Source organism: Exiguobacterium sp. S3, from assembly GCF_018617295.1.
Classification (GTDB): domain Bacteria; phylum Bacillota; class Bacilli; order Exiguobacteriales; family Exiguobacteriaceae; genus Exiguobacterium; species Exiguobacterium profundum.
The window spans coordinates 221,874-233,720 of record NZ_JACSJW010000004.1; the positions used below are offsets into that span (position 1 = coordinate 221,874).

The following is an 11,847-nucleotide window of genomic DNA, read 5'->3' on the forward strand; positions in this document are numbered from 1 at the left end:
CTATTCACGTTATATTACCGAATGGGCGAAGTTTTTTATTGTTCAATACGTTAATGTTCGTGAATAGGGGTGCGATATATGGATAAAGTATTTGATTACGAAGATATTCAATTAATTCCTGCAAAATGTATTGTCGACAGTCGTTCGGAATGTGATCCGACCGTCGAGCTTGGTGGCTTCACGTTCCGATTACCGGTCGTTCCGGCTAACATGCAGACGATTATCGATGAAAAGGTCGCATTGATGCTGGCTAAGAACGGATATTTTTACATCATGCATCGCTTCAATCCAGAGACGCGCCTGGCGTTTATCCAAGACATGCATGAGCGTGGTTTGTATGCATCCATCAGTGTCGGCGTGAAGGAAGAAGAGTATGGGTTTATCGAAATGCTCAAATCGACCGGTCATACGCCAGAATTTATTACAATCGATATCGCTCACGGTCATTCGAATGCGGTTATCCGAATGATTCAGCATATCAAACACCATCTTCCTGGATCCTTCGTCATCGCGGGGAACGTCGGGACACCAGAGGCCGTTCGCGAATTGGAGCATGCCGGAGCGGATGCGACGAAGGTCGGGATCGGTCCTGGTAAGGTGTGTATCACGAAAATCAAGACAGGTTTTGGTACCGGGGGCTGGCAATTGGCTGCACTTCGCTGGTGTGCCAAAGCAGCGACGAAACCGATTATCGCGGATGGGGGCATCCGTACACATGGTGACATTGCGAAATCGATTCGCTTCGGCGCTTCGATGGTCATGATTGGTTCATTGTTCGCCGGACACGATGAATCACCGGGGGAAACGTTCGAGCAGGACGGGAAACAATTGAAAGAGTATTTCGGTTCTGCTTCTGAGTTCCAAAAGGGTGAGCGAAAGAACGTCGAGGGGAAAAAAATGTTTGTCGAACACAAAGGGGCACTACAAGATACATTGACCGAGATGGAGCAAGACCTCCAATCGGCGATTTCTTACGCGGGTGGTGACAGTCTCGAGGCATTGCGCACCGTAGACTACGTCATGGTGAAAAATTCAATCTTCAATGGGGATAAAGTGTATTAAAAAGGCGACCTCGTGTCGCCTTTTATAATTGCTTCATCATCATATAGTAATCCGATCCCGGCGGATAGTCCGGTAGCACACCTATTACCGTGTAACCGAATCGCTCATAAAACGGTTTCGCTTGAAACGAGAACGTCGTCAATTTCACACGCGTCGCACCGAGCGACTTCGCTAACGCCTCCCCTTCTCTAAGCAATTGGCTACCGATGCCCTGACCATGAAAGTCTGCATCGACCCAAAGACGATCCAAATCGAACCATCCCCAATACACACTCCCATATAAGCCGGCGATTACCCGTCCTTCTTGCTCCACTTTCAACTGAATGGTCGGCACGTGCGCCTCGCGAATGTCACGATGGTAAATCGAACGAACGTTGTTATACTCACGTAATTGAGTGGTCAAAAACTGTTGGAACGTCTCGTCTTCCTCGTGAATCCGCGTGATAGTGTAAGTCATCTTCCCACCGTCCCGTTCACAAAAAACGTAATCAACTCGTTCTCTTCCTCGGTGATCTCCCGATTGACGAGTGAAGCATATGACTGCGTGATTTCATCAATATTTCCTGGGAAATCATTCGAAATGGTGGCGATTCGTCTTAATGCAAGGCAATCTTCTGCGAAAGATTCACGACTCACCATCTCACCGTGTGACCAGACAATCTGTTTAGCATCAAACGATTCCAATACATTCAACAACCGCAGGGTTTCTTCCGGAGTCATTCGCCATGTGGGAGAATAGATGTCTGCGTATAACGCGTCTCCTAAAAATAATACCCGTTCTTCTACGATGTAAAGGACAACCGCATCTTTTGCGTGGTCTCCTCCGACATGTCGTAACACGACGTGAACGCCACCGAGGTCGAGTGTCAGCGATTCTTGAAACGTCAGCGTAGGTAATACGATTTTGATATCGCGCGCGTCTCCATATTCTTCACGGATTGCTTCCGCGCAAAATGCGATTTCAATCCCTTCCGCCACCCGCTCATCGAGAGAGACATCATCCCAAGCATATGGGACAAGTTTTTCCATCCCCTGTTTGGTCGCTTCACTCGCAATGAAGACCATTCCTTCAAGTGCAGGTAAACCGAAGATGTGATCCCAATGCCAATGCGTCAATGCGACCATCGACGGCGCACGGAGGCCTTGTTTTTCTAGCTGTTCTAAAAAGAATGAGGCGTGCGAAACGGAATTGCCCGCATCGATGAGTAGCGTATGCGTATCGCCGATAACGGCACCGAGAATTGGTCGATCGGTACGGTCAACGGGTGTCATATACCAAAAACGTTCCGAATGTTTGATTAAGGTTTGCATGTACGAATCGACTCCTCCTCTAATAAATTCGTTAATTCTTCAAATGAATGCCGATTATCATTTTGAATCCGAGCGTGCCGAAGAGGTAATCGTTTCAACAGTTCAAGCTCACGTCGTTGGCGTTCCACTAAAATCTCAATCGTTCCGGCCATACCCTTATGCGCATGGTTCACACCATAGGCGCCGCTCGTATAATACTCGACAAAACCGCTTTGCCATCCCATCGGTCGTTCATCATATACAATCGGAAAGATGCGTGCAACGTCATCCAATGCCAAATAAACGACCATCGGATCAATCGGTTTTAGGATGTCTGCGACCTCTTGAACGTATGCTTCCATGTCCGCTAACGGAACATCTTGGGCAACCATTCCAATGGTGAAAGGATTTTGGAGCAACGCACATTCAAAGATGATGTCCTCTTCCTCCCTATCTAACTTTTGAACATAACGCCGCCAGCGTTCGCACATGATTCGTGTGTGAAGGGAGAAAGGTAACTCGTAGACGTCTGTTCCGATCCGTTCTTCATCACCATCATAACGGACGAGCCACCCTTTTTCGATTTCATCGAGAATGCGACCGGTTGATGGTTTGTCCTCGACCCAATAGACATCATGCATATCCACGGGGTGTGACGCATCTACTTCCGAATAGAACTTGCCATTCCGTTTATCTCGCAGCCTCTCGGCAAATGTAGACTTTCCGCTTCCTGGCAATCCTTCAATCAGCCATAATCTCCCCATACTTAAATCCCCTTGTCATCTGAGTATCCACCATATTGGAACCACTGGTCTCCTCCATTGTTCTTTGCAATATACATCGCGGCATCTGCTTGTTGAAGAATCGAATCGACGGTGTCGGTCGACTTGACTAGGGTGACGCCAACACTTGCCGTAAGATGAATGACTTCACCATTCGATGCGTCTATTCCCTGGGAAATAACTTCATTGACCTGTTCAATCCCACTCAGTGGACCCGTTTGCACCAACATGAATTCATCGTCTGAAAAACGGTACACTTGACCACCAACATGCTGGACGAATTCATTTAATCGTTGTGCGATTTCAATTAACACTTCATCCCCTATCATGTGCCCGTACTGATCGTTGATTCTTTTAAAATCGTCTAGGTTGACCAGTGTCACTGTAATCGATGGCGTCCGGTGCATCTTTTTGTATAAATCGGTCGTGAGCGTATGACGATTGTACAGTTTTGTCAGTTGATCTTGTTTTGCGATTCGAATCATCTCGCGTTGTTTCCGTTCCTTTCGAATCCCATTCTCCATCCATCGTGCAAGCAACCGTACCGTCCCAGTCAACTCTTGCAACATTTCCTCATCAAGATGATCATTCAAGTTGCCTTGCTCCGCGAGAAGAACGACCCAGCCAAACACTTGATGCTCATGCGTCAAAGGAAAACTGACAAGCCTCGTGAATTCGATACCATCTACAATCAGATCACCTTCCTGAAGCGTTTGCGCGCCGACCGTTGTCAGTTGATGTAGGGAATGCAGTTCTTCTTCCCCCCAAGTCAAACGAGAGACCCCATGCTCTACTAGAAGACGATGCGAAGGCTCAATCGAGAAGATGACCCCGTGGGAGTAACCGACCCATTCCAATAAAATTTCTTGAACCCGGGCCAATTGATCTTGGAACGGTACACGCAATGCCGTCGCTTCATACAATGCTTCGATTGATTGTTGTCGCGTGATTTGTCTTCTCGAGACTTCCGTGTGCTCGATCTCTGTCATGACCCAATGCGTAAACGATTCGAGCGCCTTCAAATTTTCTTCTGAGAACGTTCTCGCCTGCCCATCCACTACGCAAAGTGTGCCGATGACGTGACCTTGCTTCGTCCGCAACGGTACACCTGCATAAAATCCGATTTGGTCAATCCAAGGACTGTCACTTTCAATCGCTGCTGCCGCAACATCTTCAATCACCAGCGGAGACTCTGATGTGACAACCCGATTACATAACGTCCATTCCCGTTTGAGGTGAGCGGATTCGAGCTCGATACCGACACACGATTTGAACCACTGTTGGTCTGTCGTCATGATCGAAATGAATGCGATTGGCATCTGAAAGGTTTGTGCGACCAATCGGGAGATTCGGTCAAATCGTTCCTCTTGTGGCGTATTTAAAATTTCCAATCGTAATATCGCTTTGAGTCGTTGCAATTCACGCTCATCTAGAGAAGGATGCAACAACTGCGCAGGCTGCTCGATCTTCGATAACATCATCTGATGGGAATACAAGATTCCGAGCGCCTCTTCTAACTCCGCGAGCGGCATCGGACGACTGAAGAAATACCCTTGAATCTCATCGCAGCCGAGCTGACGTAAGATCCGATATTGTTCTTCCGTCTCCACACCTTCAGCCGTCACCTCTAACTCTAGCTTTTTGGCCAACGAGACAATCAGTTTGACGATTTCATACTCTTTCATGCCGCTCTCCTGATCGAGTTGCGCGACGAACGACCGGTCGATCTTGATCCCATCAATCTCGAACAACTTCAAATAATTCAACGAGGAATAACTGACCCCAAAGTCATCAATCAACAGTCGAAATCCTTGTTGTTTGAGCGATTCGACCGTTTTGATCGCCGCTACCGGTTCATGCATCAACGTGTGCTCGGTCACCTCAAACTCAAATTGTTCTGGCACAAGACCATACGATGCAATGATCGCAACCAGTTCATTCATATGGTGTTCATGAAATAAATTCGGTGAGACATTCACAGCCACGCGGCGCCCTTCAAACTGCTCAGGTTGTGACGACACATCCTGACATACCCGATTCATGACGAATCGTGTCACGTCTTCGATCAAGAGTGACTGTTCAGCCACACGAATGAACGTTTCAGGTGAAATGAATCCGAGAACAGGACTCTCCCAGCGAATGAGTGCCTCAAAATGAATCGCACCGTCCATCGACACTTTCGGTTGATACACCATGTATAACTCATCTAGCTTCAACGCTTTGACCAGTTCCGTTTCGATCATCATCTCATCGATGTAACGCTGCACGTACTCATCGTGTTCATATAAACGAATCGTTTGATTTCCCGTCTGACGCGCTTCCAACAGAGCCGTGGAGGCGTTCATGATGACACGGTCGGCATCCGCTGTACCGGCACCAATCCCGATACAACTCGATAACGGGAATTCGGCCTCCGCCACTTGATACGAATGATCTGCAATCACGTCAAGCAAATGCTCGGCGTACATGTATGCCAACCGGATTGGAGTATGAGGTAACACCGCGATAAAGTCTTCACCGTCTACTCGACCGATAATTGAACCTTTCGGAAGCGTATTCGCCAATTGACGTGTGATGTCTTTAATCAACTGATTCGAGCGCTCCACACCTTGAAGCGACATCATCATCTTGAAACGGTTGATGTGAAGGCGCATGACGCTCGTCTCTTCGGTGTCATGTTGCTCGAACAACTGGTCGAGCTCCAATTTGACTTTCATCAGATTTGGCATACCGGTCAAATAGTCCATATGCTCGATACTCTTTAACAACTTGATCTCCGCCTCCTCGGATAAATCAGTTGTCAAACCGAGTACATAACGAACGAGTCCATCCTCATCTTCAATCGGTACAAGCATAGAAGAAGCGAATCGGGCCGTATTGGAGTCGATGTTCATTTGCGACATGAAGTAGACCGGCTCCCCTGTCTCAACGACCGCATCATAATGTTCAATCAATTCCTCGACCACTTCCGAGCGATACATCTCATGTAAATACCGCCCTTCTACATCACTTGGAAGCGAAGAGGCCACCTTCCCCTGTTCGCTCACATTTACGTAACGATAGCCTGCTTCTGTCACTTCCATTAGAAATACCATTCGATACAAGCGTGTGAACAGCTCGAATAGATAATATGGGTCGCCTTTCATCCGTTGCATCGTATCCCTCCACCCGTTCCTTTTTCTTATAGTGTAGTTGGTTTCGCTCAAACTATGGAGAAAACCTTTGAAAAAATGGGGAAACGTTTTTCTCTTATAAAAAAACACCCTCTCATACTTGAGAAGGTGCTCTTCAGGTTAAAGCAATTCATTCGCCAAGAGACGATAGACGTTCAGGCGATCTTCCTGCTTATGCTGGATGCTACAAATCATCGCCTCATCGAAACCATAGCGTTCCGATTCATCCCGTAACTGTTCCGCGATTTGTTTCGGCGTTCCTACGAGGTGGATGGCTCGGTTGTTGGCGATATGGATTTTATCAACCTCCGTGAGCGGATAGTCGTGGGCCGCTTCCGGACTCAACAGCTGTCTCAATTGACCACGCATCAAGAAGAGACGCGACAGATCAGAAGGTCGGGCCAAATATTCCGCCTCTTCTTCCGTCTCTGCCGTCGTGACCAAATACGTGACGCTGATGTCCGGTTTCTCCATAAAATCAGACGGCGTGAAATGGTGACGGTATGTGGCGAGCGTATCGGCACTCAATTGTCCGTTAAAGAACTGGGCAAACGAATAGCCGAGCCCCATCCGTCCGGCCTGCACGGCGCTGTTCCCACTCGAACCGAGTAACCACGCTTCTGGAAGGCTGACACCAGTCGGAGCAGCCGGTGTATTTTTATACCATCTTTCCTCCGGTGCCTCATCTTTAATCAATTGAAGCGTCGTATCGAGTTTCTCGTAAAGTCCATCCATCATCGGTTTCTGCCCTTGTGACATCGCATAGATCGCGTTCGCATCACCGCCTGGCGCACGTCCGACACCAAAGTCGATCCGTCCTGGGGCGAGCGCGCTGAGCGTCTTGAATACCTCTGCCATCTTGAGTGGCGAGTAGTGCATCATCATGATGCCGCCGGACCCGAGACGAATCTTGTTCGTCTTCGCTGCCAGATAGGCCGTGATGACCTCTGGAGCCGAGCTGGCGAACGACATGCCCCCATGATGCTCCGCCATCCACATGCGGTAATATCCTAACTCTTCTGCGACTTGTGCGAGCTCGACCGCACTGTTCAGCGCATGTTCTCCTGTATGACCCGACGTGACCGGCGCCTGGTCTAACACACTCAATCTCATCATGCATTCTCCTATCTCTATAATGAAGTTTCTAAATATCTTGAATTTGTTGGACTCGCCGTCATCATACTAAATGGTTTGATGGAATACGAATGTTTTGCCTAGTATTTAATCTTGTATTTTTCAGAAAATTTCCGCATATTGTTGATAGCACCTGGTCCTATTTTTTATACTAAGAAAGAAATACGTTTTAAGAACGGCTGGATGTGTAATGGGGATACATAGACAGCACAAACACTTCGGGGAAATGGGGAATGCATCATGAATGGTTCATCAACACCAGACGGAAAGAAATCTTCTTTTTCGAGTCGAGACTTTTTTAAGTTCTTGATTCCATCACTCATCGGGATCATGTTTTTCATCGTACCAATCTCATCAGAGGAAGGCTTCACGATTCCAGTCGCCTTCTTATCCAATCTGCTGATTGACTGGATTGGGGATTTCGTCCCGACACTCGCCGTCATCATGATGGGGATTTCGATTGTCGGCTCATTATTACTCTTTACGGCACGTCCTGCTTTTATGATGGAGCGACCATCCATCAACGCACTGTTTAGCGTGACACCGTTTTGGTTCGTCATGCGCGTGATCGGTTTCATCGCTGGGGTCATGACGCTACTCACACTCGGACCAGAGATGATCACGTCAGAATTTACAGGGGGCTTATTGCTCTTTGATTTGATTCCAATCTTATTTGCGACATTCTTCTTTGCCGGTATGTTGTTACCGCTCCTATTGAACTTCGGACTTCTCGAGTTCGTCGGGACGTTCTTGATGAAGATCATGCGTCCGCTCTTCCGCTTGCCAGGGCGCGCCTCACTTGACTCGCTCGCCTCATGGGTCGGGGATGCGACGATCGGAATTCTACTGACGACCAAACAGTATGAGGAAGGTTATTACACGAAACGGGAAGCGTCGATCATTGCGACGACATTCTCCGTCGTCTCCATCACCTTCACCATCGTCGTCTTACAGTATGTCGAACTCGACCAATACTTCTTGCCTTACTACGGGGCCATCGTTTTATCCGGACTAGTCGCCGCTCTCATCATGCCACGGATTTATCCATTATCTAAAAAGGCAGACACGGCTTATGAGAAGACCGAGCTCAAACCGGAAGAAGAAGTACCCGCGAACGTGTCACTCGGTAAGTGGGCGTTAATTCAGGCGTTACAAAAGTCACGTTCGAGTAAAAGTTTCCTAGAGACGCTCAAAGACGGCTTCAAGAACGTGCTCGATATGTGGATCGGCGTCCTCCCTGTCGTCATGGCAGTCGGGACGATTGCGGTCATCATCGCAGAATATACGCCGTTCTTCACTATCCTCGGAAAGCCGTTCGAACCGATTTTGATGCTCCTTCAAGTGCCTGAGGCATCGGAAGCCGCTCAAACGATGGTCGTCGGTTTCGCCGACATGTTCTTGCCGGCCGTTCTCGGAAGCGGCATCGAGAGTGAGTTGACACGGTTTGTCATCGCTACGTTGTCGGTTACCCAGCTCATCTATATGTCAGAAGTCGGGGGCTTGTTGCTCGGTTCAAAACTACCGATCTCATTCCTCGACCTCGTCTTGATTTTCTTGTTACGTACCTTCATCACCCTTCCGATCATCGTCGGCATCGCACATCTTGTCTTTTAACGAAAACGACGCCCTTTCTCTTTTATGAGATGGGGCGTCCTTTGTATACTAAAAGAAAAGGAGGGAGACCGAGATGGAGCACCCATTTGCAGGACAACTCGAGGTTGCGAACAACGGCTATGCCGGGATCATCGACCCGGAAGCTTATGTGAACGATCGTTATCACGGACGCTGGACATTAAAGCGCGCTGTACAGATTGAAGGCGTGCCCGTCTTGCTCCAACGTCAGTTCGAGAACGGGAAGAACAACTGTACGTTGACGTCCATCACCGCCATCTTCCGTTTCTATCGAGATCATGGGTATACGAACATCCCAGATGATGTGACACAGATCCAAGAAGATGTGCGCGAGATCGCCTTCAAGCATCATTTCAAAGACGAAAAAGGGACGCCGCCGACTCAAATCGCCACCATCATCACGAAACTTTGGAAGCGATACGGGTACGACGGTCGAGGCAGTTCACGCTATCTTTGGAAATGGACGACGTTCGAGCGTGAGCTGAAAGCAAGCCGCCCGTTTGTGTTGAACATGGCGAACGGCTTCTATAAAAACCATTCTGTCACGGGAATCGGCTACTTGCAGTTTGAAAAACGGGGGTTCCCGGACGTCATCTTGTTAGCCGTGCTCGACAATCGTTCGAAGGACGTGCGCTACATCGACTTCAACGAATTCAACTTTTGGGGTAGCATCACGCGTGTCCATCCGCCAGCCACTCGTCCATAATCGTGTCAATCGCTTGCCCTATTTTTAACAGGTGCTCGCGTTTCGCGTATGACCCGTAATGTAGCCCGTTTGAATCACGACCATTCCCGAGCCCAACGAACACTTCTGACGGCTTCATATGAAGTCCGATCATCGGGATACCCGATTCGTGGAGTCCGATTTCATAGGTGACGGCGGGATATGCAGACAGTCTTCCGATTGTTGAAAAACCGCTAAAGGCACGACAGTTATCCCGTCCGAGCACGATGATACGGATTGGTTTGATGTGCGCAATCGTCCGCTCCAACAGTTCGATTGAGGTCGAATGTTCCATCCAGTGGCGCCCGGTCCTCATCTTCCCCATCTGTTCATACGTCGCAAATTTAAAAAAATCGACGTGGATGACAGCGTCCTGATGATCATAGAACGAACGCCCCATCCCGTTGAGGAGTGCCTCGAGTTTGGCGCCATCCGGTTTCCCGAACCAGTTCGTCGTCGCGCGATTCGACTCGAAATAGACCGATGCCCGTTCGAGCGTTTGTTGCAGCGCCTCTTCATTTCCGAGGTAATCGTCAAACGAGAGTATGTTCCGCCAATAGAACTTTTGGTGTTGCCCCGTTCTCGGTGTCCCGTCACGATGTAAAAACTCGCCGCGAGACGGATTCGTCCCGATGGTCAGCCATTGATCCGGACCAGGTCGACCGTACCAAAGGACAGGTGATGCCTCTTGAATCAATTCTTTCTCGAACGTTGTGTCGCACAGTGCTTGTTGAAATCGGATTGCGTCTTGTAACAGTCGTACTGCCTCCATGTCATCCCTCCTCTCCCGTTCGTTTCCCGCTTTCGAGAGTTTATAAAATGCGTTATAGTGAGAGGACGAAGCCAAACAAAGGACGTGTACACATGCGCATCAATAAATTCATCAGTGAATCAGGCAAGGCGTCCCGTCGCCAAGCCGACCGTCTCGTCGAAGAGGGACGCGTCACCATCAATGGGAAAAAAGCAAAAATCGGCGACCAAGTCAAACCGGGCGATGAAGTCCTCGTCAACGGTTCTGTCGCACGGGTTGCCCGAAACAACGTCTACATCGCCGTCCATAAGCCGGTCGGGATCACGAGTACGACAGAGAAAAAAGTAAAAGGGAACTTGGTCGACATGGTCAACCACCCGCTCCGCATCTTCAACATCGGTCGTCTTGATAAAGACTCGGAAGGTCTCATCCTCATGACGAATGACGGCGATATCGTCAACGAGATTCTCCGTGCCGAAGGCGAGCACGAGAAAGAATACATCGTCTCGGTTGATAAGCCAATCACACCAGAGTTCGTCGAGCAGATGGAAGCCGGTGTCAAAATCCTTGGCCAGAAGACACTTCCGTGTAAAGTCCGTCCGCTTTCAAAGTTCGATTTCAACATTACCCTCACGCAAGGACTCAACCGCCAAATCCGTCGGATGTGTGAGGCGCTCGGATACGAAGTATTCCGCCTCCAACGCGTTCGTGTCATGAACATCACGCTCGGGAAACTCCCGCCTGGACAATGGCGCGATCTTTCGAAAAAAGAGCGTGAGCAGCTGTTCCGCGAATTGAATTACGAACCGAAAGAATGGTACTAAAAAGCAGCCTGAGTCGTCTCAGGCTGCTTTATTCTGGTCGAAGTGATGAGACATGGTCGGTCTCACGACGAATGAAACGTTTGAGTTGAGCGCTCAAGTCGTCGAGCTGTCCCATCGTCGTCCTCATTCTAAATTTCATATGAACATGGTCAAATGAGTCAAACTGCCATTCATCATGAATGAAAATATCGATTTGGATGGTCCCAATCCGGTCAATCAACGTGAAAGTTAGATTGACTTGCAAATCATCCGAACCCTCTTCTTCATCGACTAGTCTCCATGTGATTGGTTCTTTGCCCCACGCTTGATTGAATTGATTGATCTTTTGATGAAGATCTTCAAGACTCGCATCATCTAAATAAATCAACTGATTACTGGTGCAGGCAGAAGACCGAAGTTGAAGCTGAACTTGATAAAACAGCTCCGTTTCATCCATCCAAATCCGTTCCATCTCAAACTGAGTGTCCATCTCACT

Annotated in this window: 11 protein-coding genes; 4 read left to right on the top strand and 7 right to left on the bottom strand. The window is 48.6% G+C overall.

Translation table 11 applies throughout. From position 1 onward, the window contains the following. The first annotated feature begins 78 nt into the window (after positions 1-78). Entirely contained in the window at positions 79-1,062 is a 984-nt protein-coding gene (gene guaC, locus KNO65_RS12090) for a GMP reductase (RefSeq protein WP_031424215.1), read from the top strand. A 22-nt stretch (positions 1,063-1,084) separates the two neighbouring features. Here guaC and KNO65_RS12095 read toward each other — a convergent pair whose 3' ends face one another. From KNO65_RS12095 to KNO65_RS12115, 5 genes are all read right to left on the bottom strand, one after another. Next, on the bottom strand, positions 1,085-1,519 hold the full coding sequence (locus KNO65_RS12095; protein ID WP_078146021.1) for a GNAT family N-acetyltransferase: 435 nt from the start codon (positions 1,517-1,519) through the stop codon (positions 1,085-1,087). Beyond that, entirely contained in the window at positions 1,516-2,373 is an 858-nt protein-coding gene (locus KNO65_RS12100) for an MBL fold metallo-hydrolase (protein WP_214784463.1), read from the bottom strand. Before KNO65_RS12100 ends, KNO65_RS12095 begins: the two co-directional genes overlap by 4 nt. Beyond that, positions 2,361-3,116 carry a P-loop NTPase family protein gene (locus KNO65_RS12105; protein ID WP_214784466.1) on the bottom strand — a complete coding sequence of 252 codons (756 nt, stop codon included), beginning with the start codon at positions 3,114-3,116 and terminating at the stop codon, positions 2,361-2,363. Before KNO65_RS12105 ends, KNO65_RS12100 begins: the two co-directional genes overlap by 13 nt. Before the next feature lie 2 nt (positions 3,117-3,118). Continuing rightward, complete coding sequence (locus KNO65_RS12110) at positions 3,119-6,289, bottom strand: EAL domain-containing protein (RefSeq protein WP_214784469.1); 3,171 nt, start codon at positions 6,287-6,289, stop codon at positions 3,119-3,121. A 138-nt stretch (positions 6,290-6,427) separates the two neighbouring features. Then, positions 6,428-7,420 (bottom strand): LLM class flavin-dependent oxidoreductase, encoded by a 993-nt coding sequence (locus KNO65_RS12115; RefSeq protein ID WP_214784472.1) that lies wholly within the window; start codon positions 7,418-7,420, stop codon positions 6,428-6,430. A 261-nt stretch (positions 7,421-7,681) separates the two neighbouring features. Between KNO65_RS12115 and KNO65_RS12120 the strand changes: the two genes are divergently transcribed. Then, on the top strand, positions 7,682-9,055 hold the full coding sequence (locus tag KNO65_RS12120; RefSeq protein ID WP_214784475.1) for a YjiH family protein: 1,374 nt from the start codon (positions 7,682-7,684) through the stop codon (positions 9,053-9,055). A gap of 73 nt (positions 9,056-9,128) precedes the next feature. After that, positions 9,129-9,779 carry a C39 family peptidase gene (locus KNO65_RS12125; protein ID WP_159563244.1) on the top strand — a complete coding sequence of 217 codons (651 nt, stop codon included), beginning with the start codon at positions 9,129-9,131 and terminating at the stop codon, positions 9,777-9,779. On the opposite strand, the gene KNO65_RS12130 is transcribed toward KNO65_RS12125, so the two are convergent. Then, positions 9,745-10,569 (bottom strand): hypothetical protein, encoded by an 825-nt coding sequence (locus KNO65_RS12130; protein ID WP_214784478.1) that lies wholly within the window; start codon positions 10,567-10,569, stop codon positions 9,745-9,747. The two genes, KNO65_RS12125 and KNO65_RS12130, sit on opposite strands and share 35 nt — an antisense overlap. Positions 10,570-10,661: 92 nt before the next feature. Between KNO65_RS12130 and rluF the strand changes: the two genes are divergently transcribed. Continuing rightward, positions 10,662-11,372: a 23S rRNA pseudouridine(2604) synthase RluF gene (gene rluF, locus KNO65_RS12135; RefSeq protein WP_015880301.1), complete on the top strand. Its 711-nt coding sequence runs from the start codon at positions 10,662-10,664 to the stop codon at positions 11,370-11,372. A 28-nt stretch (positions 11,373-11,400) separates the two neighbouring features. Here the strand turns inward: rluF and KNO65_RS12140 are convergent, their stop codons facing one another. Further along, positions 11,401-11,841 (bottom strand): hypothetical protein, encoded by a 441-nt coding sequence (locus tag KNO65_RS12140; RefSeq protein WP_214784480.1) that lies wholly within the window; start codon positions 11,839-11,841, stop codon positions 11,401-11,403. Positions 11,842-11,847 lie beyond the last annotated feature (6 nt).

Coding starts and splice junctions, on each gene's coding strand:
- guaC (WP_031424215.1), top strand. CDS start 79: ATGGATAAAGTATTTGATTACGAAGATATTCAATTAATTCCTGCAAAA.
- KNO65_RS12095 (WP_078146021.1), bottom strand. CDS start 1,519: ATGACTTACACTATCACGCGGATTCACGAGGAAGACGAGACGTTCCAA.
- KNO65_RS12100 (WP_214784463.1), bottom strand. CDS start 2,373: ATGCAAACCTTAATCAAACATTCGGAACGTTTTTGGTATATGACACCC.
- KNO65_RS12105 (WP_214784466.1), bottom strand. CDS start 3,116: ATGGGGAGATTATGGCTGATTGAAGGATTGCCAGGAAGCGGAAAGTCT.
- KNO65_RS12110 (WP_214784469.1), bottom strand. CDS start 6,289: ATGCAACGGATGAAAGGCGACCCATATTATCTATTCGAGCTGTTCACA.
- KNO65_RS12115 (WP_214784472.1), bottom strand. CDS start 7,420: ATGAGATTGAGTGTGTTAGACCAGGCGCCGGTCACGTCGGGTCATACA.
- KNO65_RS12120 (WP_214784475.1), top strand. CDS start 7,682: ATGAATGGTTCATCAACACCAGACGGAAAGAAATCTTCTTTTTCGAGT.
- KNO65_RS12125 (WP_159563244.1), top strand. CDS start 9,129: ATGGAGCACCCATTTGCAGGACAACTCGAGGTTGCGAACAACGGCTAT.
- KNO65_RS12130 (WP_214784478.1), bottom strand. CDS start 10,569: ATGGAGGCAGTACGACTGTTACAAGACGCAATCCGATTTCAACAAGCA.
- rluF (WP_015880301.1), top strand. CDS start 10,662: ATGCGCATCAATAAATTCATCAGTGAATCAGGCAAGGCGTCCCGTCGC.
- KNO65_RS12140 (WP_214784480.1), bottom strand. CDS start 11,841: ATGGACACTCAGTTTGAGATGGAACGGATTTGGATGGATGAAACGGAG.